The following is a 21270-nucleotide window of genomic DNA, read 5'->3' on the forward strand; positions in this document are numbered from 1 at the left end:
TCCTTGAACTGCGACGAACTACGACGCGAACAGCCGCACGGCCCATGCGGCGTGCAGCTCCGCGGAAATCTCCAACAAGGGCGCGGAGGCGGCGGGAAGGGCGTCGGCGCCCACCTCGGCGACCTCGCGCGCCGCTTCCACCGCCCGGTCCGCCACCCGGTCCAGCTCCGGCGCCAGCCGGGCCAGCACCCCCGTGGCGTCGAAGGGGTCGAGGCTGAGCAACCGTACGGTCGCCGACGCCGGCCCGCTCACGCTCTCGTACGCTGCGCAGTAGGCCGCGTCGACGGCGTCCAGTCCGGCGGCCCGGGCCGCGACCCCCAGCACCACCGGCTGATGCGCGCCCTTGGGGAACTCGCCTGCCAGCGCGTCGAGTTCGGCCGAGGGCCAGGTGGCCCGCGCGGCCCGCATCAGCTGCCGCCCGAGCTTGCGCGCGGCGGTCCGCAACGCGGGGGACGGGGTACGGGCGTTCGCCGCCGCGTCCAACCCGACCGGATCCACCCCGAGTACGGCCGCGGCGGCCAGGGACGCCGACACCAGTCCCGCCGTGTGCAACCGCCCCCGGCAGAACTCCTCCAGGCTCGAAGCCCCGTTGATCCGCCCGGCCTTGACGGCCGCCTCGGCCCCGCCGGAGTGCGCGTGCCCCCCGGCGGGAAAGCGGCCGTCGGCCAGGACGAGCAGTGCGGCCCTAGACATCGCGATCCCGCCCCATCAGAACAGGAAGTAACGCTGGGCCAGGGGCAGTTCCGCCGCCGGAGTCGCCTCCACCAGCTCCCCGTCGATGTGTACGGCGAAGCTGTCGGGATCGACCCGCACCGAGGGACGCGCGTCGTTCTCCCGCATGTCCGCCTTGGTCACCCCACGGGTCGACTCGATCGCGACGAAGCGCTTGCCGAGTTGCAGTCGCTCCGGCAGCCCGTCCTCGATCGCCAGCGGCGCGACGAAGTTGAACGAGTTGGTCGCGGGCGCCCGCCCGATCGCCCCGTACATGGGGCGCGGCAGGATCGGCTGCGGGGTCGGGATCGACGCGTTGGCGTCGCCCATCTGCGCATAGGCGATCTGCCCGCCCTTGACGACGAGATGCGGCTTGACGCCGAAGAACGCCGGCTCCCACAGCACGAGGTCGGCGAGCTTGCCGGTCTCCACCGAGCCGATCTCCCGGGCGAGGCCCTGGGCGACGGCCGGGTTGATCGTGTACTTGGCGATGTACCGCCGCACCCGCTGGTTGTCCGCGCGGCCGTCCCCCGGCAGCGCGCCCCGCTTCCGCTTCATCACGTGCGCGGTCTGCCAGGTCCGCATGATGACCTCGCCGACCCGGCCCATGGCCTGGGCGTCGGACGAGATGATCGAGATGGCGCCGAGGTCGTGGAGGATGTCCTCCGCGCCGATGGTCGTCGGCCGGATCCGGGACTCGGCGAAGGCCAGGTCCTCCGGCACCGCCGGGTTGAGGTGGTGGCACACCATCAGCATGTCGAGGTGTTCCTCGGCGGTGTTGACGGTGAACGGCCGGGTCGGGTTGGTCGAGCTGGGCAGCACGTGCGGCTCGGAGACGACGGTCATGATGTCCGGCGCGTGCCCGCCGCCCGCACCCTCGGTGTGGTACGCGTGGATGCCGCGTCCGGCGATCGCCGCGAGCGTGTCGCCGACGAAGCCGGCCTCGTTCAGGGTGTCGGTGTGGATGGCGACCTGGATGCCGGTCTGGTCCGCCACCGTCAGCGAGGCGTCGATGACAGCGGGCGTCGAACCCCAGTCCTCGTGGAGCTTCAACCCGAGCGCCCCGCCCCGGATCTGGGACAGCATCGCCTCGTGCGAGACGGTGTTGCCCTTGCCGAGGAAGCCGATGTTGAGCGGGTACTGCTCCATCGCCTCCAGCATCCGGGCGAGGTGCCACGGGCCGGGCGTCACGGTCGTGGCCTTCGAGCCCTCGGCCGGACCGGTACCGCCACCCACCAGGGTCGTCACACCGGCGGACAGCGCCTCGTCGGCGATCTGCGGGCAGATGAAGTGGACGTGCGCGTCGACCGCGCCGGCCGTCAGGATGCGCCCGTTGCCCGCGATGACCTCGGTCTCGGGGCCGAGCACCAGGTCCGGGTGGACGCCGTCCATGGTGTCGGGGTTGCCGGCCTTGCCGATGGCGGTGATCCGGCCGTCGCGGATGCCGACGTCGGCCTTGACGATCCCCCAGTGGTCGATGATCACGGCACCGGTGATGACGGTGTCCGGGGTGCCGTCTGCGCGCGTAGCGCGCGCCTGGCCCATGGACTCGCGGATCACCTTGCCACCGCCGAAGACGGCCTCGTCACCGGCGAGCCCGGGCCCGCCGGAACGATCCTCCTCGATCTCGACGATCAGATCGGTGTCGGCGAGCCGGATGCGGTCGCCGGTCGTCGGACCGAACAGGTCGGCGTACGCGGCACGCGAGATCTCAGGCATCGAGGGCACCTCCGGTCTCCCCGCGCAGTCCGGGCACGATCCGGGCGCCGGCCAGCGGGACGAGTTCGACGTCGACGGGGATTCCGGGCTCGAAGCGCACGGCGGTGCCGGCGGCGACGTTCAGCCGCTTGCCGCGCGCGGCGGCGCGGTCGAACTCCAGGCCGGGATTGGCCTCGGCGAAGTGGTAGTGGGAGCCGACCTGGACGGGCCGGTCGGCGGCGTTGAGGACGGTCAGGCGGGTGACCTCACGGCCCTCGTTGTAGACGATCGGGTCCTCGGCGAAGAGGATCTCTCCGGGAATCACGGCAGCCCCCGTCAGACGATCGGGTCGTGGACGGTGACGAGCTTGGTGCCGTCCGGGAAGGTGGCCTCGACCTGGACGTCGTGGATCATCTCGGGGATGCCCTCCATGACGTCGTCCCGGGTGAGCAGCTTGCGCCCGGAGGCCATCAGTTCCGCGACGGTACGGCCGTCACGCGCTCCCTCGAGAATGTGCGAGGTGATGAGGGCGACGGCCTCCGGGTGGTTGAGCTTGAGTCCGCGGGCCCGGCGCTTCTCGGCGACGTCGGCCGCCACATGGATCAGCAGCCTCTCTTGCTCGTGCGGGGTCAGTTGCACGTCCCACCTCACAGTCCTCGCTCCGGACCGTGCGGGGTCCGGTTGCCGCAGCCGCCGGGCAAAATCCCTGGTGGCGTGCCGGAAGGCTAGTTGGACCGGGTTTCAAGCAAGTTAACCGAGCTGTGATCCACCGGTCGTGACGCGGTGCTCAGCGTCCGGGAGGTCCCGCACGCTCATCAGTGCCCGCAGCCCGTCCTGGAGGATCTCGCTCGACACCGGCCCGAACAGGGCCTGCTGGGCGAGGAAGCCCATGGCCGCGGCCATCATGGTGCGGGCCACGTGGTCCGCGGGGACGTCCGACCGCATCATCCCGGTGTCCTGGTAGGCCTGGACGATCCGTCCCCAGGTCTGCTGCACCGCGCCGTAGCCGTCCCGCAGAACGGCCGCGAGTTCCTCGTTGCGAAGCGTCTCCGTCCATACCTGGACGACGAGCCGCGGGAAGGCCGGACGCCCGTCCACGGTCAGGAACTCCTTGGTGGCGAGGATCCGGCCGAGCACCGTCGCGACCAGGACGTCCGGCGGCGGGGGCGGGCTGCTGAGGGCCGCCTCCTCGAAACCGGCGCGGACCTGGCCGAGCACCTCCTCGACGATGGCCGCGATGAGGGCCTCCTTGCCGGTGAAGTAGCGGTACACGGCCCCGGCCGACAGGTCGACCTCCTTCAGCACGTCCTGCATGGAGGTGGCATGGAAGCCGTTGCGGGCGAAGCAGACCGCGGCACCGTCGAGGATCTGCCGGCGGCGGGCGTCGAGGTGTTCCTGGGATACGCGGGCCATGGTCCTCAATGTAAAACGAACGTTCCTTCTTGACAAGACGCGCTCCCGGCACGACGGTGGGAGAGAAAGAAAAACGAACGATCATTCTCTTTAAATCGAACCCCTCCGAGCCAGCCCGAGCCAGGAAGGCCACCTCATGTCCACCGCTTCCGCTACGACACCCGCCGGCGCCCCCCGCCGCCTCCTGGCGGTCGCCGTCCTCGTCCCGCTCCTCGCGGCGCTCGCCCTGTGGGCCTTCGCCTGGCCCGCCGCCCGCACCGCGCCCCGCGACCTGCCGCTCGGCGTCGCCGGTCCGGCCGCCGCGACCGCCCAGGTCGAGCAGCAACTGGCGCGACACAAGGGCGCGTTCGAGATCCACCACTACGCGGACGAGGCCGCCGCCCGGGACGCCATCGAGAACCGGACCGTGTACGGGGCGGTCGTCGTCACCGCCCAGGGTCCCGAGCTGCTGACCGCGTCGGCCGCGAGCCCGGTGGTGGCGCAGTTGCTCCAGCAGGCCGTGGCCCAGCCGGCGGCGGCCAACGGCACCCAGGTCAGGACGGTCGACGTCGTGGCGGCGCCCGCGAAGGACCCGCGCGGCGCGGCCCTGAACGCCAGCGTGCTGCCGCTGGCCCTGGCCGGGATCGCCGCGGGGGCGGCGGTGACGTCGGTCGGACTGCGCGGGACGCGTGCCGCGGTAGCCCTGGTCGGCGCCTCGGCCCTGGCGGGCATGGCCGCCGCCGGGATCACGGACAGCTGGCTCGGTGTCGTCACCGGCAACTGGTGGGCGGAGGCGGGGGTGTTCGGGCTCGCGACGCTCGCGGTGAGCAGTGCCGTCGCCGGTCTCGCCGCACTTCTGGGCACCGCCGGGATCGGGATCGCGTCCGGCGTGATCATGCTCTTCGGCAACCCCTTCTCGGCGGCCCCCTCGGCGCCGCAGCTGCTGCCCGAGCCGGCCGGCGCGATCGGCCAGTGGCTGCCGCCGGGCGCGAGCGCGACCCTGCTGAGGTCGGTGGCGTACTTCGACGGCGCCGCGGCGACCGGCCCCGTCCTCACCCTGACCTGGTGGGCCGCGCTCGGTCTGGGTGCCGTCCTGCTGGGGAACGCGCTCAAGGGGCGCAAGAAGAGCGCCCCGTCCGCGGCCGAACGGGAGCTGGTGCCCGCCGGCTGACCCGGGCACTCTGGGACGGACCGCGCACCTCCGCTGTAGCGGACGGGGGTGTGCGGTCTTTTTCGTGTCCGGCTAGGAGGCGCCCGTGCCCCGATGGTGGGCCGCGATGCCGAACCGCTGCGGCTCGCGGGGGGGCGAGGACAGCTCGCGCACGGTCGAGACCGCGCTGATCACCTGCTCCTCGGCGGGCTCCGGAAGCTCCTGGAGTTCCTCCAGCCGTTCGAGATCGGCGGCGGAGACCAGGGCGACGAGCGGCTTGCCGTGCCGCGTGACGACGACCCGCTCACCGCCGTACACCACTCGGTTGATCAGGTCGGCGAGCTCAGCCCTGGCTTGCGTCACCGGAATCTCGTAGGCCATACCCCCATCATAACGTCACGTACATCCTGTACATTTTTTACAGACGCCGAAGGAGGGGTACCCATGACCCGACCGACCGCCCGCCATGTCCTGCCCGAGTTCACCGAACGCACGAGCTCCGGCAGCAAGACGATGGACCCGTACTCGAAGCTGCTGGAGGAGCGGATCGTCTTCCTCGGCACCCCGGTGGACGACATCTCGGCGAACGACGTGATGGCCCAGTTCATGCACCTCGAGTACCAGGACCCGGACCGGGACATCTCCCTCTACATCAACTCCCCCGGCGGCTCCTTCAGCGCCATGTCGGCGATCTACGACACGATGCAGTTCGTCACGTGCGAAGTGGAGACGATCTGCCTGGGGCAGGCCGGATCGTCCGCGGCCGTGCTGCTCGCGGCCGGCACCCCTGGCAAGCGGTTCGCGCTGCCGGGTGCCCGCATGGTGATCCACCAGCCCTCGCTGTCCGAGCCGGTGGAGGGACAGGCCAGCGATCTGGCCATCCGGGCCGAGGAGTTGGGGCGCGTCCGCGACCGACTGGAGGAGATGCTCGTCCGGCACACCGGGCGCACCCGGGAGCAAGTGACCGCGGACATCGAGCGGGACAAGATCCTCACCGCTCAAGAGGCCCTGGAATACGGCCTGGTGGATCGGATCATCCCCAGTCGCAAGGCCTCGCGCCCCGCTCCCGGCACCCGGTGAGCGGGCGATGCTGCCACCCGAACTCCCGCCGCTGCCCGCGCTGACACGCGCCGAGGGCGAGTTGATCGACCGTTACCTCGACGTGGTCGACCTGCTCGGCCGGATCAACCCGGCGCACCACGGCGACACCTACCGCGGACTGCGGGCCGCGCAGGCGCTGGTCGCCAAGGCGGCCGAGCTGCGTGACGCGCTGACGCTGATGCACCAGCGGGGCGAGACGGAGCTGCATGCCGCAACCCTGGCGCGGGCGCTGCGCGTCCTGGACGGTGAGCGGCGCACAGCGCGGGTCACGGTGCCACCGCTCTCCGGCAGTTGACGCGGACGCACCCGGTCCGGACCGCCGGCCACGACGCGAGGCGTCCGGACCGGCCTTGAAACGGACCAAAAGACGTACCCCCATTTGGAGTAGTCGCCGGTCGTTCTGTGGGGCCGTCAGGGTTGCGCAACGCGCGTAGCCCGAGGCCGGAATGAGTCGTTCCGTCGCTGGTCCGAGGCTCCTTGACCCCCTGGACAGTCCCTCGAACAGAGGAGTGTCCACCCGAACGGGTGAGTGGTGAGTAACGCCACAAATCCCCGATTCCATTGGGTTTTTCGGGTGTCGGTGCGTGAAGATCCCTGTCTGACGACAAGCCCCCGCCACAGCGGCGGGGCGATCCGGGTGGACGCCGAGTCCTGCCGCCACCCGGATGACCGGTCGACAGGAGTGGATCGGCAGGAGTGGAGGACCCAAGCACGACGGGTCGCCGGAACAGCGCTCAACGGCCGTTCCGAGCAGCCCTTGGGGTGAAGCCGCAGTACGCGGCCGGGCAACTTCGCCAGCCCGAATCCGACAGGTCATCCTTCACAGGCGGCTGACGAAGGGTTGCGCATGTCTGCGCTCAATCGTGTCCCGTCGCTGATGGCCCGAGCCGGTACCGCCTCGGCCCTCACCATCGCCGCAGTGGGCGGCTCCATCGTGGTCCCGGGCGTCGCCTCCGACGCCGAGGCCGCGACACCGGCGACGAAGGCACTCCAGGTCGCGGCTTCCAAGAAGGGCTCCCCCTACAAGTGGGGCGCCGCGGGGCCGCACAGGTTCGACTGCTCCGGGCTCACGCTGTACTCGTACAAGAAGGCGGGCAAGAAACTGCCCCGCACGGCGGCCCAGCAGTACAACAAGACCCGCCACATCTCGGCCGGCAGCCGCAAGGCCGGCGACCTCGTGTTCTTCCACTCGGGGTCGAACGTGTACCACGTCGGGATCTATGCGGGGAAGGGGAAGATCTGGCACTCCCCGAAGAGCGGGGAGGTCGTGAAGCTCCAGAAGATCTGGACGAAGAGCGTCTGGTACGGCCGGGTCAAGTGACCTTCCCGCGGGGGTGGCGGCGACCTGACCCGCCGCCACCCCCGCGGGACCTCCGGACCCGTTGAGGACGCCGTCGGTCAGGGCTCCTGCTGACCCGCCGCCGACACCGGCTGCGCCGGTACCGTCCACGGGAGTTCGATGGAGACCGTCTTGCCGCCCTCGCGGGTGGGGCGGACTCTCAGCTTGCCGCCGCACTCCGCGGTCAGCCAGCGAATGATCACCATGCCTCGGCCGTTGTCCTGCTGGACAGCGGCCGGGAGCCGTTTGGGGAAGCGGGGGTGGCTGTCGGTGACTCCGATGCGCAGTTGCTCGTCGCGGTCGAGCTGGATGTCCACCGTGAAGGTGGGTGACTGACCGAAGGTGTGCTGTACCGCGTTGGTGGCGAGTTCGGAGACGATGAGCCGGATCGTCTCCGCCGCCTCCGTGTCCGCCGGCAGGCCCCACTCCGAGAGGGTGCTCAGGACGTAGGCGCGGGCCGCGGAGACCGAGGCGGGATCGCTCGGCAGAGTGACGGATGCTTCCAGATGGTCTGCCATGGCGAGGTCGTCCCTTTCCCACGGGACCGCAGTCCGACACGGAGCGGATGGTTCGAGTACGGTCCCGGACTGGTGCTTCTTCGCCAGACTGCCATTACCAGGCCGGTCACGGTGCCGATCCACCAAGATATGCATATATCTGTCGCTCGAAGCGGTGAACTCTCCGACGGAAGACCGTATTTGGGTGGCTCGGAAGGAGTAAGGAGTAGCCCATGCAGCACGGTCCCGCGGTACGCCGCCGGAAACTGGGCGCCGAATTGCGTGCGTTGCGCACCGGTGCGGGGCTCACCAGTGGTGAGGCGGCCCGGCTGGCGGGCTGGCACCAGTCCAAGGTGAGCCGGATCGAGACCGGCGCCAGCGGGGTGAAACCGGCCGATGTGCGGTTACTCCTGGATGTCTACGCGGTCCAGGACAGCCAACTCAGGGAGTTGCTCCTGATGTTGGCGGGGTCCGACGAGGGCGGCGGACGCCACCACTGGTGGCACGCCTATCGCGGGGTGCTGCCCCCGACGTACCGGGACTTCATCAGCCTGGAGTCGCAGGCGACCGCGATGCGTACGTTGGAGATCTCCGTCGTCCCCGGGCTGTTGCAGACGCCCGAGTACGCCCGTGCGGTCACCCGGGCCGCGGTCGGTGGCCTCGACGGCGAGACCGACGACAGGCTCGACGCGCTGGTCGAGGTGCGGCTGGCCCGGCAGGACGTGCTGCGGGCCGACCCGCCGCTGGAACTCGCCGCGGTGCTGGACGAGGGGGTGCTGCGCCGGGAGATCGGCGGACCCGAGGTGATGGCCCGGCAGTTGCGGCGGCTCGTCGAGGCGGCCCGGCTCCCCCAAGTCAGACTTCAGGTGCTGCCGTTCGCGGCGGGAGCACACATCGGCATCACCGGCCCTTTCGTAATCTTCTCATTTTCGCGCACTTCTGATCTGGACGTGGTTGTTCTCGACCACTTGACGAGTAGCCTCTACCTCGAGCGGAAAGAAGACCTCCGGGCCTACACCGAGGCCTTCAACACCCTCAAGATCCACGCCCTTTCGCCCGAGGACTCGTTGGATTACATCGCCGCGATAGGTGACGGCGCGTAAGGAGGCACCATGTCTGCACTGCCTCGGAACGTTCCTACCAGTACCGATCTGCTCGACGTGCGCTGGCTGCGCAGCAGTTACAGCACGGGAGCGAACAACTGTGTCGAGACCGCTCGGCCAGCGTCCGGCCCGCGGGCCGGACTCGTCGCCGTACGCGACTCCAAGGACCCGTCCGGACCCGCGCTGCTCTTCTCCCCCGGGAGCTGGGCGGAGTTCACGGCCGCGTTCTGATCAGTTCCGATCCCGAACGGACCCGGCCGTGTCACGCCGACTCATGGTCGTGTCTCACCGATCACCCGTACAGCGCGTTCGATCTGCGCCTCGGAGAGGTCCGCGCGGGCGGTCAGCCGCAGCCGTGAGATGCCGTCGGGCACGGAAGGAGGACGGAAACAGCCCACGGACAGGCCTGCGGCACGGCAGTCGGCCGCCCATTGCACGGCCCCCTCCGGGGACGGCGCGCGCACGGAGACCACCGCGGCGTCCGGTCGTACCGCCTCGTGACCCGCGGCGGTCAGGCGTGCGTGCAGTTCGGCGGCCACCTCGCGTGCCCGGGCCGCCCGCTCGGGCTCGCGGCGCAGCAGGCGCAGCGCCGACAGGGCGGCCCCGGCCGCCGCCGGAGCCAGCCCCGTGTCGAAGATGAACGTCCGTGCCGTGTTGACCAGGTGGTCGATCACCCGGGCCGGGCCGAGCACGGCCCCGCCCTGACTGCCGAGCGACTTGGACAGCGTGACCGTCACGACGACGTCGTCGGCGCCCGCGAGCCCCGCCGCGTGCGGGGCGCCTCGGCCGCCGTCGCCGAGCACGCCGAGGCCGTGGGCGTCGTCGAGCACCAGACCGGCGCCGTACTCCCGGCATGCCTCGGCGTGCGCGGCCAGCGGGGCGGCGTCGCCGTCGACGGAGAACACCGTGTCGGACACGAAGACGGCCGGGCCCGGTCCCTCATGTGTCTGCAACGCCTTGCGCACGGCGTCCGGGTCGGCGTGTTCCACCACCTGTGAGGTGCCCCGGGCCAGCCGGCAGCCGTCGATCAGCGAGGCGTGGTTGCCGACGTCGGAGACGACCAGCGAGCGGAGCGGGGCCAGCGCGGTGACCGCGGCGAGGTTGGCCGCGTAGCCGGAGGAGAAGACGAGGGCCGCCTCGAACCCGCAGAAATCGGCCAGCTCGCGTTCCAGCTGAGCGTGGAGCTCGGTCGTGCCGGTGACGAGTCGAGATCCGGTGGAGCCTCCGCCCCAGGTCCGGGCGGCCCGCGCGGCCCCCTCGACCACCTCGGGATGACGGGTCAGCCCCAGGTAGTCGTTGCTCGCGAGATCGAGCAGCGGCGAATCGGCGGGGCGCGGGCGCAGGGTCCGCACCAGGCCCCTGCGGGTGCGTACCCGCACCTGCTGGTCGATCCAGCCGAACGCCATGGGTCCTCCGGAGGTTTTGTAGGCAGCGAACAGACACTAGTGGGACAAGCAGCCGCCCACTGTGTGGCAATACCCACACAGCGAATGGCCGCTGTTGTACGAACTCTCCTTGGCCGGAGACGGCTCCTTAGGACAGGATCAGCTTTCATGGACCTGCTGAACACGCTGGTGGACAAGGGGCTTCGGCGCGAGCTGCCGACCCGCGACGAGGCGCTCGCCATCCTCGCCACTTCCGACGACGACCTGCTCGACGTGGTGGCCGCGGCCGGAAAGGTGCGCCGGCACTGGTTCGGCCGACGCGTGAAACTGAACTACCTCGTCAACCTCAAGTCCGGCTTGTGCCCCGAGGACTGCTCCTACTGCTCGCAGCGGCTCGGCTCCGAGGCCGGGATCCTGAAGTACACCTGGCTCAAGCCCGACGAGGCCTCCAAGGCCGCCGCCGCGGGTCTCGCGGGCGGCGCGAAGCGGGTCTGTCTGGTGGCGAGCGGGCGCGGTCCGACGGACCGGGACGTGGACCGGGTCGCGGGCACCATCAAGGCGATCAAGGACCAGAACGAGAACGTCGAGGTGTGCGCCTGTCTCGGGCTGCTCTCCGACGGCCAGGCCGAGCGGCTGCGCGAGGCCGGCGCGGACGCCTACAACCACAACCTCAACACGTCCGAGGCGACGTACGGCGACATCACGACGACGCACACCTACGCCGACCGCGTCGACACCGTGCAGAAGGCGCACGCGGCGGGGCTGTCGGCCTGCTCGGGTCTGATCGCGGGCATGGGCGAGTCGGACGAGGACCTGGTCGACGTGGTCTTCTCGCTGCGTGAGCTGGACCCGGACTCGGTTCCGGTCAACTTCCTGATCCCGTTCGAGGGCACGCCGCTGGCCAAGGAGTGGAACCTCACCCCGCAGCGCTGTCTGCGCATCCTGGCGATGGTCCGGTTCGTCTGCCCCGACGCCGAGGTGCGGATCGCGGGCGGCCGTGAGGTCCATCTGCGCACGATGCAGCCGCTCGCCCTGAACATCGCCAACTCGATCTTCCTCGGTGACTACCTGACGTCCGAGGGCCAGGCGGGCAAGGCCGACCTGGAGATGATCGCGGACGCCGGCTTCGAGGTGGAGGGCGCGGGCGAGGTCACGCTGCCGCAGCACCGGGCGGACGTGGCCGCCGCGGCGGGCGGATGCGGTTCGCATGCCGAGGCCGGGTGCGGTTCGCATGCCGAGGCCGGGTGCGGGACCGGCTGTGGTTCCGTGTGCGGTTCCCCTGAGCCGGCCGCCGTTCCCGAGGTCAACGAGCCGCGCACGGATCTGGTCGCCGTACGCCGTCGCGGTGCCGGGACGGATCTCGCGCCCAATGCCTGAGCTGCCCGTGTCCGAGCTGCTGGAGCTCGACCGGCGGCATGTCTGGCATCCGTACGGGCCGATGCCCGGCCGCGTGGAACCGCTCGTCGTGGAGTCGGCGAGCGGGGTGCGGCTGCGCACCTCCGCCGGGGAGCTGGTCGACGGCATGTCGTCCTGGTGGTCGGCCATCCACGGCTACAACCACCCGGTGCTGAACGAGGCCGCCGCCGGGCAGCTCGGCCGGATGAGCCACGTGATGTTCGGCGGGCTCACCCACGAGCCCGCCGTACGCCTCGCGAAGCACCTTGTCGACATGTCGCCCGACGGGTTGGAGCATGTCTTCCTGGCCGACTCCGGGTCGGTGTCGGTCGAGGTCGCGGCGAAGATGTGCCTACAGTACTGGCGGTCGCTGGGCCGCGCGGGCAAGCAGCGCCTGCTGACCTGGCGGGGCGGCTACCACGGGGACACCTGGCAGCCGATGTCGGTGTGCGACCCCGAGGGCGGGATGCACGACCTGTGGACCGGCGTGCTCCCGCGCCAGGTGTTCGCGGACGCTCCGCCGGCCGAGTACGAGGAGTCGTACGCCGACCGGCTGCGCGAGTTGATCGAGCGGCACGCCGACGAACTGGCCGCGGTGATCGTGGAGCCGGTGGTCCAGGGGGCGGGCGGGATGCGCTTCCACTCCCCCGCCTATCTGCGGGTGCTGCGCGAGGCGTGCGACGCGCACGACGTGCTGCTGGTCTTCGACGAGATCGCGACCGGCTTCGGGCGTACGGGCGCGCTGTTCGCGGCGGAGCACGCGGCGGTGACCCCGGACGTGATGTGTGTGGGCAAGGCGCTGACCGGCGGCTACCTGACGATGGCGGCCACCTTGTGCACGGCCCGCGTGGCCGACGGCATCTCGCGTGGCGAGGTCCCGGTGCTGGCGCACGGCCCGACGTTCATGGGCAACCCGCTCGCGGCGGCCGTGGCCTGCGCGTCGATCGAGCTGCTGCTCGGGCAGGACTGGCAGTCCGAGGTCAAGCGGATCGAGGCGGGGCTGATGGAGGGCCTGGCGCCGGCGCGGGAGCTGCCGGGGGTCCGGGACGTCCGCGTCCTCGGTGCGATCGGTGTGGTCCAGCTCGATCACGAGGTGGACATGAAGGCGGCCACGGAGGCGGCCGCGCGCGAGGGCGTGTGGCTGCGGCCGTTCCGCGACCTCGTCTACACGATGCCGCCGTACGTCACGGGCGACGCGGACGTGGCACGGATCGCGCGGGCCGTGTGCGCGGCCGCGGGAGAGGGTTGAGATGTCTGTACTGGTGATCACGGGCACCGGCACGGAGGTCGGCAAGACGATCACGACCGCCGCGGTCGCCGCCGCCGCCGTCGCCGCGGGCCGGTCGGTGGCCGTGCTCAAGGCGGCCCAGACGGGCGTACGACCGGACGAGCCGGGCGACGCCCAGGAGGTCGCGCGACTCGCGGGGCCGGTGACGACGGCCGAACTCGCCCGCTACCCGGAGCCGTTGGCCCCGGCGACGGCCGCGCGCCGGGCGGGCCGCGCCGCGGTGCGCCCGCCGGAGATCGCCGAGACGGCCGCCAAACTCGCCACCGAGCACGATCTGGTGCTCGTCGAGGGCGCGGGCGGGCTGCTCGTCCGGTTCGACGAGGCGGGCGGAACGCTGGCGGACGCGGCGCAACTCCTGGGAGCGCCGGTGCTGGTGGTGGCCACGGCCGGACTGGGCACGCTCAACGCCACCGACCTGACGGCCCGTGAACTCCGCTCCCGGGGACTGGAGTTGGCGGGCGTCGTCATCGGCGGCTGGCCCAACTCACCCGATCTGGCGATGCGGTGCAATGTGACCGACCTGCCCGAGGTCGCCGCCGCGCCGCTGCTGGGGGCGCTGCCGATGGGCGCGGGCGCACTGGCACCGCCGGACTTCCGCGCGGCGGCGCCGAGTTGGCTGGCGCCGCGGCTGGACGGGGTGTGGGACGCGGAGGTGTTCCGGGGGCGGGAGGCTCCTTCGGAGCGGCCTCAGTCCTCAGAGCCCCGGAGAGAGTTCTGAATGCTCAGCTGAACCTCTTGGACGGTCCAGCCCGTCCTCATGACGTGCATGATGCGGACATAGGGATATCGCTGCTCCAGAGCGGCGATGTCGAGCGCCCCTTGGGGCGTCGTCGCTCTCTCGAAGTCTTCCGGAGGCACCACGCGGGCAACTCGTTCGACGAGTTCGGAGTCCCTCCTGCGCCGGATCATCTTGATCTCGCTCGCCGTGTCCGAGGGTTTGTCCCGCCGGTAGGTGAGAAGCACCTGGAGCTGGAAGTCCAGGTCCAGGGTCAGTTGCACGCGTACGGCAGCGGGCGAGGGAAGGAGGTTTCCCGCGTCCGTGTTCGTCTCGTCGTCATCCATCGTCGCCCGCCCCTCCTGCACCGGCTCGCCGGGAGCGCAGACGTTGCTCCCACACCTCCGCCAGGTCGTACTCGCCCAAGCTCACCGCGGCCCTCCGGCCGAGTTCCATGATGTAAGCCTGCTCGTCGACGTCCTCCTCCAGGACCGACGAGGCGTCCATGTTCCACAACCACGAGCCGGGGGTGGCAGGAGATCCTCTGCGGTAGTAGTCGTCGCCGATCTCCAAGGCGGTCTTCGCATTGCCGTTCAGCAGGTGGAGCAGCATCCGGTTGGCCACGTTGACTGCGAAGGGCACCGCGAAGAGCCCAGCCGCCTTGTCCAGCGTGCGCAGGGCCAGGTCACGGTCGAGCGGGATCTGGCAGAAGCCCAGGTTGTTGAGGAACCGGGCGTTGTCCGGCGACTTGTCCACGACCGACTCGTAGATGGCCACGGCGATGTCCGCACGTCCGCGCTTCAGTTGGGTGGTCGCGATCTCCACCAATGTCCACGACCATCTGGGAGTCCCTTGGTTGGACGGAGCGTCCAGCTTGACGGGCGGCCAAGAGGTGCAGAGTGCGTGCGCCTGACGGGTGAGCGCGGCACGTGCGGCGTCCAGGCGTGCCGCGACAATCGGGCTGACGTCGAAGGCACGCACGGCTTGCAGCAGTACCGCGACGCGCATACACCCGGCCCAGGACACGACATGTTTCAGCGCTTCTTCGCCGGACACTCCCGCAGCCAGTCGCAGGCCGGCCACATCGGGCAGGGAACGAGTGAAGGCGGGTAGCTTCTCGAGCACTCCGGCGACTGTGCTGAAGTCGGAATTCGCCGCGGCCAGCCACGCCTTGAGGATCTCCTGCCGGTACCCTCGCGGAAGCCTGCTCAGATAGGCATGGACCTGCCGGTGGGTGCTCCAGGTACGGCCGGACGTGGCACCGGCGGCGAACAGAGCGGACACCGAATCCATGGTCGGCGCCAGCATGTCCGCCTGTCGGGCGCCGATGGATGCCAGCGCCATCGTGGCGGCCTCATCCAGGTCGTTGGACATCAGAGCGGCCTCGGCCCTGGCGTCGAGCACCTGCGCGCTGAACGGGGCGGGGGTGTGCTCCACTTCTTCCTGGCGGTCCGGCCATTTGGCGCGCAGCCGGGCCAGTTCGACGTCGGCGTTGGCATGCGGAGTCACCACCAGTCGAGCCTCCGCCAGCGGTGCCACCCGGGGCTGCACATCGATCCAGTCCGTCACGCTGCCCACCGCCATGACCGCGGTGAGCACCGCGGAATCGCGCCGCTCGGGGCCCTGTGCCGGGATGGCACGCCGCACGGCACGCAGGAGCTGGTATCGACGCGTCATAGGTTGCGTGGAGTTGAGTATCTGTTCGATGGTAGGCAGCGCGACGGGCTCGGCCTCCGAGACGGACTGTGCGGACTGCAGGGCTCCAACCTCTCCACCGGTGTCCAGAGCCGCCGCCTGCCGGGGCTCCGGAAGCGGGTCGCGGCCGGGGACTCGTAGAGCCTGGACGAGGGGACCGAATACACCACCGTCGATCGCGCTGCAGAGCTTCTCACGGATCTCCGGAGGCAGTCGGTCCGCCTCCTCCAGCAGGAACTGCCCCACGTCCACCAGCCGCTTCTTCGACAGTTCGTCGGCGAAGGCATCCCAGATGCCGATAAGGGTCGGTGTGTCTGCGGACTTCACAGTGCACGCCATGAGCCATCGCAGCTCTGTCGGCGCTCCGGGTTCGAGGATGTACCGGGCCAGTACCACCAGCAAGGGGTCCTGTAGCGCTGCGGACCGCAGTCTCTCAACGGCATCGGCTGTCACGTCGACCACCATGTTTCCCGGCAGGCCGCGGACCAGGTGCTTCTCACCGTGTTCCGCGGCCGCCGGGTCCACAGACAGGATCAGAGCCGCGCAGTACGGGTCGCTCGGCTCCAGGGTGCCCGTGGCGATCTCCTCGGCCAGGGACAGTGCGGTGTCGGCATGGCGCAACACGCGTTCTGCGAGTTCGCGTTGGCTCAGGCGCGCGCTCACGTCGGAGGTGACCAGGAGTTTCCGCACTGCTGCGGACGTGTCGAAGGAGCGCAGGGCGTGCAGGGCGGCCGCCGCGCGCACGACGGGATGCGCCCGTTCGTCGGCAGCGAGCGATTCCAGCGCGTCGAGGGCCGCCTTGGTCGTGGTCTCCGCCAGCGCGTCGACCGCGGATTCCCGTTCCTCCGGCGTGAAGTCGTCACGGCGGGCGCAGTCGATCAGGGCTTCCAGTGACTCGTGCGCCGTGCCGCCCGCGATGGCGCGGAGTGCGGCGGTGATCACATGAGTGGGCAGGGACGGGTGGAGCAGGTTCCGCACGAGCCCGACGGTTCGCGAATCCTTCATGGAGGACAGGAGGACCGCACTGCGGCTCCGATCAATGAAGTCGTTCGAGCACAGCAGCACCAGCAGTTCGTCACGGATCCGCTCACGTTTCTCCTCGCTGACGCACGCCCCCGCCGCGAGGACGAGACCGGCGGTGAAGCGAGCGGCATTGAGCGGATCGTCACTGAAGCGGATCTCCAACTCCCGTATCAGCACGTCCGGCTCGGCCAGGAAAGTGCCGGTGGCCCCGATCACCTGTTCCCACTCGGGCTGGGCCCAGATGCGCCACACATACCCGAACCATGTGCCGTGCTCGGCCAGATGCTGGGCCAGGAGATGATCCCGGATCGCATCGTGCAGGAACACCAGGACATAGTCGTCCCGCCACTTCGCCTTCTGCACGACGCCGGTCGCCACGAGATCGTCGATGGCGGTTCTCGGCGCGATGAGCCTTTCCAGAGCCTGCCACTGGGGCGCTCCTGCCAACCGGTCCTCGATCGTGGCGATCGGCACCTCGGTGCACAGTCCGGAGTCGTTCTGGAACAGCGAGGCCACGTCTTTCAGCAGATGCAACCGCAGTCGGACCCGCTCGTCATCCGTCTCCGACAGTCCTGCATGCCGGTCCTCCTCGGCCGTAAGGCGCTTGAGCGCCCGTTTCCACAGCTCGTGCTCGGTACGCGGAGGCGTGTCGTCCTTGCCCTCCGAGACTTTGCACAGCAGGGCCAGCAGCAGGGGCGAGCGGAGCCACTCGATGCGGCGGTCGGTGACCCATCGCCGGACGTGCAACGACCGCTCGGTGCGCCCCTCGAACCACGCTCGGACGAAACGGAGCTGCTCCGCGGTCCCGAACGGCTGCACCTCGCACAGCACGGTTTGCTTCGCCACGCGATGCTGCGGCACCGCCGAGGGGCGTGTGGTGAGGACGAACCTGCTGTGCCTCGGGTGCAGCAGGTCGATTATTTCGCTCAACTTCGCCGCGAGCAGCGGCTGTTGTTCGCGCACCTCATCATAACCGTCGATCAGCAACTCCACCGGGCTTTGCGTCTGCAGCAGTTGCGCGACCTCGGTCACAGCGTCCGGCACCTGGGCGACGTCCGAGGGCAGAGCCTCGGCCAAGGCTTTGGCCAGCGCCGCCGGGTCGCCGGAGCTCGGTTTGGCTTCGGCCAGGACGGTTTCCAGCTTCGGAGCCGCGATCAGGATCGGGATGCGTTGGGGGTGGCCGTCGACCGACTGCTCCTTCGCGAGACTCAGCGCGCGTGCGCGCACCGCCCAGCTCTTGCCCGAGCCCGGTCCACCGACGAGCGTCAGGAAGTGATACCGGTCCAGCGCGCTGGACAGCTGCATCCGGCGCGGGGCGGTCGTACCCGTGCTCTTGCCCAGCGAGATCGCCGTCGCCGACCGTTCCCCGGGAGGGTCGCTCTGTCCACCGGAGTCGGCCGGTGGGGTGACGATGACTTCCTGGGATATCTCGGTGAAGGACAGGGGTGGGAACCAGGACGGTAGTTCGCCGCAGTGGAGCACGAGCTTGTCCATGTAGGCGCGCAGCCTGTCGTCCGCAGCAGCCGGACGCGCGCCCTCCTCTCGCTTGATCACCCAGGCTGCGAGCCGCTTCGCAGCCACGGGCATCAGCCGCGAGCCCCAGCTCCGGTGGTGGTGCTCTCCCATCTCTTCAAGCTCGCGTACTGCTTGAGTGATCGTCATGCCACCGAGCACGCTCAGCACCACTCTGGACTGAGGAAGGGTGAGGTTCAGTTCCTCGACGAGAGGACCGTATTTCTTGGGCAGTTCGACGAACAGTGCGTCCCTGACCCTCGAGCAGGCGTGTTCGACATCGATCGTGTCCGGAGTCGTACCGAGTCCGCTGAGGCTGTCGCGCATGAACGAGAACGTCTGCACGCCTATCAGTGCGGCGCTGAGTTTGTCACGCGGCTGGTCGGTGCGAAGGGCAGCGGAAAGGACTGTCTCCAGTGCTGCACGTGCGTCGTGCGTCGTCCCCACACCTTCAGCGTACTCAAGCCACTGGCACATGGATGCGGAAATGCACCCACGTGCATCGCGGCACGCAACAGCCGTGCACCAGCCCCGTCCTTGACTGCCCTTACTCGCCGAACGACGGCGATTCCCCGAGGACGTCGGGGACTTTCCGGGAGGGGTCGCCTCGTGCAGGTCTTCGTCTGGTTCACCCTCAGTGTGATCACGCCCATGGTGCTCACACTGGCTTTCGTTCTCGTCCGCGGCTCGCTCAAGGCCGAGAACCCGGCGCATTTCGCCATCGAGGTCCTCAAGCGGATTCCGGCGCTGTTCCGGGTCCTGTGGGAAGGGGCTCGCTCGCTCCGGCGGTGACGAGCATCGGGCCACGTCGGCGATGAGGCCGCAGAGGGGCGTCTCCTTCGAGGAGGCGCCCCTCTGCATGTGTCTCGCAAACACCCTTACCGCGCGTCGCCCTCGCTCAGCAACCGCACCAGCTCGATCCGTGACCGGATCCCCAACCGCGCGAAGACGCCCCGCAGATGGTGGTCGATCGTGCGGGGGCTGAGGGCCAGTCTCGTGGCGATCTCGCGGTTGGTGGCGCCCTCGGCGGCCATGCGGGCGACCATGAGCTGCTGGGCGGTGAGGCGGGTGGTGGGATCGACCGGGCTCGCTGAAGCGGGAGTTGCGGGGGTGCCGAGCGCGCGGAGTTCCGCGCGGGCCTGGGCGGCGCAGTGCGGGGCGCCGAAGTGCTCGAACGCCTCCAGGGCGCTGTGCAGGCGGTCGCGGGCCTCGGTGCGGTGCCGCAGTCGGCGCAGGGCGCTGCCGAACAGCAGCTCCGTGCGGGCACGTTCGAAGTCGCGGGTGCCTCGGGCGTGCAGATCGAGTGCGGTGCGGTAGTGGTCGACCGCTTCGGCGCCGGGCGCCAGCAGGGCCCGGCACCGGGCGCTGAGCGCCAGGTCGTCGGGGCTGCGGACGGCGCTCGCCCAGCGGTGGTAGTCGGCGTGCGCGACCCGGGCCACCCGGGTGTCGTCGGTGCGGACGGCCGCCTCGACGTAGTGCGGGGTGGCCAGGTGCCGGATGGCCCGGTGGCCATGGCCGGGGCCGAAGCCGGCGAGCGCCCGCAGCCGGGCCGCCGCCGCGGCGAACCGGCCGCTGCTGAGGTCGAGATAGGCGAGCGCCCACTGGGCGAGCGCGGCGGGCAGACCGAGACCGCGCCCGAGGGCGTACGACCGGGCCGTCGCCGCCCGTTCCCGGCACACGTCGGCGTCGCCCGTGAGCGCCGCGAACATGGCGAGGGCCGCTTGGAGATGGCAGGCGCCGTTGTCCTGACCGGTGGCGTAGGCATGCCAGAGCGCGTCGGCCGCGGCGGCCTCCCCGGCGCGCGGGCGCCCGGTCCAGAAGTCGGCGTAGGCACGGAACTCCATCGCCTGCGCCACGGCGACCGTCGCGCCGCGCACGCGCGCGGAGGCGGCTGCGCGGACGGTCGCCGCGCTGGCCCGCGTGTGGTCGCCGAGCAGCAGGGCGGCGATTGCGGAGTGGATCAGGAGGGTGGGGTCACCGCCGGGGCCGCAGCGTCCGGCCGTCGCGCCGAGCAGGTCGCGCGCGTCCTCGTACCGGCCCTCGAAAGCCGCCGCGAGCCCGCCGAGCGTCCCGGGCGGCTCGATCCCGAGCCGCCGCGCCACCCGGTCGGCCTCCCGGCATCGCCGCAGGTCACCGGTGTAGATGGCGGCCTCGGTGGCCCGGGCGAGGAGGTGGAGGGCGGGGTTGGGGACGCCGAGGGTGGTGAGGGTGGGGCGCGTGGTGTCCAGTGGTGCGGATGGTGCGGATGGTGCGGGAGAAACGTTCCGGCCTATCGAGTCCGAGAGCGCGCCCACGTCGCCTCCCCCCTCCTCCTGCTCGCGCACCGCCGCCGTCAGCAGCGCGTCGAAGGCCTCCGCCGCGTTCCCGGCCCGCAGGGCGAGTACGCCGGTCAGCGCGTCGTCCTCGGTGCGCGCTGCCAGGGCTCGCGCCCGGTCGCCCGCACCGGACTGCCAGGCGTACACGGCGGCACGTGTCAACAGACGGGTTTGCCCGGCCCGGTCGGGGCACAGCGCGGCCGCGCGTTCGGCGAGGGCGCGCGCCAGCGGGAGGCGACCCTCGTCGCGGGCCGCCGCGGCGGCCGTGCTGAGCTCCGCCGCCAGCCGGGCGCTCGGGCCGAGGGCGCCCGCGCCCCGGTGCCAGGAACGCAGCGGCGTCTCACCTTCCGCGCTCAGGACGCGGGCCAGCAGCCGGTGGACGTCGCGCCGGTCCGCCGGTGAGCCGGTCTCGTACGCGGCGATCCTCGTCCAGGCGTCACGGAAGACGACCCCGTCGGCCCGCGCGTGGGCGAGCCCCGCGGCCTCGGCGGCCTCCAGGGGGCGGGTGTCGAGGCGGGCGGCGGCGACCGCGCGCAGGAAGGCGTGCGTGGCGACCGGGTACTGGTCGGCGGCGGCGAGGAGGAGCAGGAGGCGGGTGTCGTCGGGCAGGGCGCGGATCTCCGCGCGGTGGGCGCGCAGCAGCGACGGGGCCAGTTCGGCGGGTTCGGCGGGGAGCGGGTCGAGGCCGGCCGAGCGGCGGTCGCCGAGCAGTCGTACGGCCTCGGCCGCCGCGCGCGGATCGCCGTGCACGGCGTGCAGGAGCCGTACCCGGACGCCCTCGGGCAAGGCGGAGAGCAGGGCCTGCCACGCGTCCGTGACCGGCGGTGGCGAAGTGGGGGCAAGGGGTGGGGGGTTCACCGGAGTCACCACGCCATCGACGTTACTGGCGAGTTAATTGAGCCGTAAAGACCGGCGATTTCGCCGATGCGGCGCGCGTAGACCCGGCCGCAC

General features: G+C 70.7%; 21 protein-coding genes. 10 read left to right on the forward strand and 11 right to left on the reverse strand.

Annotation, left to right across the window (positions count from 1 at the left end; all coding sequences use genetic code 11):
• Positions 1 to 18 precede the first annotated feature (18 nt).
• From EJC51_RS08595 to EJC51_RS08615, 5 genes are all read right to left on the reverse strand, one after another.
• Positions 19 to 693, reverse strand: coding sequence for an urease accessory protein UreF (locus tag EJC51_RS08595; RefSeq protein ID WP_126270517.1), 675 nt, complete (start codon positions 691 to 693; stop codon positions 19 to 21).
• A gap of 15 nt (positions 694 to 708) precedes the next feature.
• Entirely contained in the window at positions 709 to 2430 is a 1722-nt protein-coding gene (locus EJC51_RS08600) for an urease subunit alpha (protein ID WP_097261008.1), read from the reverse strand.
• Positions 2423 to 2734: an urease subunit beta gene (locus EJC51_RS08605; RefSeq protein ID WP_059198332.1), complete on the reverse strand. Its 312-nt coding sequence runs from the start codon at positions 2732 to 2734 to the stop codon at positions 2423 to 2425. The genes EJC51_RS08600 and EJC51_RS08605 overlap by 8 nt, the downstream gene beginning before the upstream one ends.
• Positions 2735 to 2745: 11 nt before the next feature.
• Positions 2746 to 3048, reverse strand: coding sequence for an urease subunit gamma (locus EJC51_RS08610; RefSeq protein WP_010355509.1), 303 nt, complete (start codon positions 3046 to 3048; stop codon positions 2746 to 2748).
• 111 nt (positions 3049 to 3159) lie between these two features.
• A complete protein-coding gene (locus tag EJC51_RS08615; protein ID WP_126270518.1) occupies positions 3160 to 3822 on the reverse strand; it encodes a TetR/AcrR family transcriptional regulator in 663 nt (220 codons plus the stop codon).
• 136 nt (positions 3823 to 3958) lie between these two features.
• Here EJC51_RS08615 and EJC51_RS08620 point away from each other — a divergent pair, with 136 nt between their 5' ends.
• Positions 3959 to 4972, forward strand: coding sequence for an ABC transporter permease (locus EJC51_RS08620; RefSeq protein ID WP_126270519.1), 1014 nt, complete (start codon positions 3959 to 3961; stop codon positions 4970 to 4972).
• 72 nt (positions 4973 to 5044) lie between these two features.
• Here EJC51_RS08620 and EJC51_RS08625 read toward each other — a convergent pair whose 3' ends face one another.
• Entirely contained in the window at positions 5045 to 5332 is a 288-nt protein-coding gene (locus EJC51_RS08625; RefSeq protein WP_097261012.1) for a type II toxin-antitoxin system Phd/YefM family antitoxin, read from the reverse strand.
• A 63-nt stretch (positions 5333 to 5395) separates the two neighbouring features.
• Between EJC51_RS08625 and EJC51_RS08630 the strand changes: the two genes are divergently transcribed.
• The 3 genes from EJC51_RS08630 (at position 5396) to EJC51_RS08640 (ending at position 7373) form a co-directional block, all read left to right on the forward strand.
• Positions 5396 to 6031, forward strand: coding sequence for an ATP-dependent Clp protease proteolytic subunit (locus tag EJC51_RS08630; RefSeq protein WP_126270520.1), 636 nt, complete (start codon positions 5396 to 5398; stop codon positions 6029 to 6031).
• A 7-nt stretch (positions 6032 to 6038) separates the two neighbouring features.
• Positions 6039 to 6347 carry a hypothetical protein gene (locus EJC51_RS08635; protein ID WP_126270521.1) on the forward strand — a complete coding sequence of 103 codons (309 nt, stop codon included), beginning with the start codon at positions 6039 to 6041 and terminating at the stop codon, positions 6345 to 6347.
• A 552-nt stretch (positions 6348 to 6899) separates the two neighbouring features.
• Positions 6900 to 7373, forward strand: a complete 474-nt coding sequence (locus EJC51_RS08640; protein ID WP_126270522.1) for a C40 family peptidase — start codon at positions 6900 to 6902, stop codon at positions 7371 to 7373.
• 77 nt (positions 7374 to 7450) lie between these two features.
• Here the strand turns inward: EJC51_RS08640 and EJC51_RS08645 are convergent, their stop codons facing one another.
• On the reverse strand, positions 7451 to 7909 hold the full coding sequence (locus EJC51_RS08645; protein WP_059198325.1) for an ATP-binding protein: 459 nt from the start codon (positions 7907 to 7909) through the stop codon (positions 7451 to 7453).
• 212 nt (positions 7910 to 8121) lie between these two features.
• On the opposite strand from EJC51_RS08645, the gene EJC51_RS08650 reads away from it, so the two are divergent.
• Both EJC51_RS08650 and EJC51_RS08655 read left to right on the forward strand, forming a co-directional pair.
• The gene (locus EJC51_RS08650; RefSeq protein WP_126270523.1) at positions 8122 to 8991 is read left to right on the forward strand and encodes a helix-turn-helix domain-containing protein; all 870 of its coding nucleotides are present in this window, start codon (positions 8122 to 8124) and stop codon (positions 8989 to 8991) included.
• A gap of 9 nt (positions 8992 to 9000) precedes the next feature.
• A complete protein-coding gene (locus tag EJC51_RS08655; protein ID WP_126270524.1) occupies positions 9001 to 9222 on the forward strand; it encodes a DUF397 domain-containing protein in 222 nt (73 codons plus the stop codon).
• Between the two features lie 41 nt (positions 9223 to 9263).
• On the opposite strand, the gene EJC51_RS08660 is transcribed toward EJC51_RS08655, so the two are convergent.
• Positions 9264 to 10397 carry an 8-amino-7-oxononanoate synthase gene (locus tag EJC51_RS08660; protein WP_126270525.1) on the reverse strand — a complete coding sequence of 378 codons (1134 nt, stop codon included), beginning with the start codon at positions 10395 to 10397 and terminating at the stop codon, positions 9264 to 9266.
• A gap of 147 nt (positions 10398 to 10544) precedes the next feature.
• Here EJC51_RS08660 and bioB point away from each other — a divergent pair, with 147 nt between their 5' ends.
• The 3 genes from bioB to bioD are packed head-to-tail and all read left to right on the forward strand — an operon-like array spanning position 10545 to position 13777.
• Complete coding sequence (bioB, locus tag EJC51_RS08665) at positions 10545 to 11753, forward strand: biotin synthase BioB (protein ID WP_126270526.1); 1209 nt, start codon at positions 10545 to 10547, stop codon at positions 11751 to 11753.
• Positions 11746 to 13020 carry an adenosylmethionine--8-amino-7-oxononanoate transaminase gene (locus EJC51_RS08670; protein WP_126270527.1) on the forward strand — a complete coding sequence of 425 codons (1275 nt, stop codon included), beginning with the start codon at positions 11746 to 11748 and terminating at the stop codon, positions 13018 to 13020. Before bioB ends, EJC51_RS08670 begins: the two co-directional genes overlap by 8 nt.
• 1 nt (position 13021) lies before the next feature.
• Positions 13022 to 13777, forward strand: a complete 756-nt coding sequence (gene bioD / locus EJC51_RS08675; RefSeq protein WP_126270528.1) for a dethiobiotin synthase — start codon at positions 13022 to 13024, stop codon at positions 13775 to 13777.
• On the opposite strand, the gene EJC51_RS08680 is transcribed toward bioD, so the two are convergent.
• Both EJC51_RS08680 and EJC51_RS08685 read right to left on the reverse strand, forming a co-directional pair.
• Positions 13747 to 14121 (reverse strand): hypothetical protein, encoded by a 375-nt coding sequence (locus EJC51_RS08680; RefSeq protein ID WP_126270529.1) that lies wholly within the window; start codon positions 14119 to 14121, stop codon positions 13747 to 13749. The genes bioD and EJC51_RS08680 overlap by 31 nt on opposite strands.
• Complete coding sequence (locus EJC51_RS08685; protein WP_166682843.1) at positions 14114 to 18451, reverse strand: NACHT domain-containing protein; 4338 nt, start codon at positions 18449 to 18451, stop codon at positions 14114 to 14116. Before EJC51_RS08685 ends, EJC51_RS08680 begins: the two co-directional genes overlap by 8 nt.
• 162 nt (positions 18452 to 18613) lie before the next feature.
• On the opposite strand from EJC51_RS08685, the gene EJC51_RS47655 reads away from it, so the two are divergent.
• The gene (locus EJC51_RS47655) at positions 18614 to 18796 is read left to right on the forward strand and encodes a hypothetical protein (protein WP_166682844.1); all 183 of its coding nucleotides are present in this window, start codon (positions 18614 to 18616) and stop codon (positions 18794 to 18796) included.
• 86 nt (positions 18797 to 18882) lie between these two features.
• Here EJC51_RS47655 and EJC51_RS08690 read toward each other — a convergent pair whose 3' ends face one another.
• Positions 18883 to 21189: a helix-turn-helix transcriptional regulator gene (locus EJC51_RS08690; RefSeq protein WP_126270531.1), complete on the reverse strand. Its 2307-nt coding sequence runs from the start codon at positions 21187 to 21189 to the stop codon at positions 18883 to 18885.
• Positions 21190 to 21270: the final 81 nt, after the last annotated feature.

The organism is Streptomyces aquilus (assembly GCF_003955715.1).
GTDB classification, from domain to species: domain Bacteria; phylum Actinomycetota; class Actinomycetes; order Streptomycetales; family Streptomycetaceae; genus Streptomyces; species Streptomyces aquilus.

Bases quoted from the DNA above. Each gene is read 5' to 3' on its own strand.
- EJC51_RS08680 (WP_126270529.1), bottom strand. From the start codon at position 14,121: ATGGATGACGACGAGACGAACACGGACGCGGGAAACCTCCTTCCCTCG.
- EJC51_RS08655 (WP_126270524.1), top strand. From the start codon at position 9,001: ATGTCTGCACTGCCTCGGAACGTTCCTACCAGTACCGATCTGCTCGAC.
- bioB (WP_126270526.1), top strand. From the start codon at position 10,545: ATGGACCTGCTGAACACGCTGGTGGACAAGGGGCTTCGGCGCGAGCTG.
- EJC51_RS08645 (WP_059198325.1), bottom strand. From the start codon at position 7,909: ATGGCAGACCATCTGGAAGCATCCGTCACTCTGCCGAGCGATCCCGCC.
- EJC51_RS08670 (WP_126270527.1), top strand. From the start codon at position 11,746: ATGCCTGAGCTGCCCGTGTCCGAGCTGCTGGAGCTCGACCGGCGGCAT.
- EJC51_RS08615 (WP_126270518.1), bottom strand. From the start codon at position 3,822: ATGGCCCGCGTATCCCAGGAACACCTCGACGCCCGCCGCCGGCAGATC.
- bioD (WP_126270528.1), top strand. From the start codon at position 13,022: ATGTCTGTACTGGTGATCACGGGCACCGGCACGGAGGTCGGCAAGACG.
- EJC51_RS08640 (WP_126270522.1), top strand. From the start codon at position 6,900: ATGTCTGCGCTCAATCGTGTCCCGTCGCTGATGGCCCGAGCCGGTACC.
- EJC51_RS08600 (WP_097261008.1), bottom strand. From the start codon at position 2,430: ATGCCTGAGATCTCGCGTGCCGCGTACGCCGACCTGTTCGGTCCGACG.
- EJC51_RS08595 (WP_126270517.1), bottom strand. From the start codon at position 693: ATGTCTAGGGCCGCACTGCTCGTCCTGGCCGACGGCCGCTTTCCCGCC.
- EJC51_RS08625 (WP_097261012.1), bottom strand. From the start codon at position 5,332: ATGGCCTACGAGATTCCGGTGACGCAAGCCAGGGCTGAGCTCGCCGAC.
- EJC51_RS08630 (WP_126270520.1), top strand. From the start codon at position 5,396: ATGACCCGACCGACCGCCCGCCATGTCCTGCCCGAGTTCACCGAACGC.
- EJC51_RS08620 (WP_126270519.1), top strand. From the start codon at position 3,959: ATGTCCACCGCTTCCGCTACGACACCCGCCGGCGCCCCCCGCCGCCTC.
- EJC51_RS08635 (WP_126270521.1), top strand. From the start codon at position 6,039: ATGCTGCCACCCGAACTCCCGCCGCTGCCCGCGCTGACACGCGCCGAG.
- EJC51_RS08650 (WP_126270523.1), top strand. From the start codon at position 8,122: ATGCAGCACGGTCCCGCGGTACGCCGCCGGAAACTGGGCGCCGAATTG.
- EJC51_RS08660 (WP_126270525.1), bottom strand. From the start codon at position 10,397: ATGGCGTTCGGCTGGATCGACCAGCAGGTGCGGGTACGCACCCGCAGG.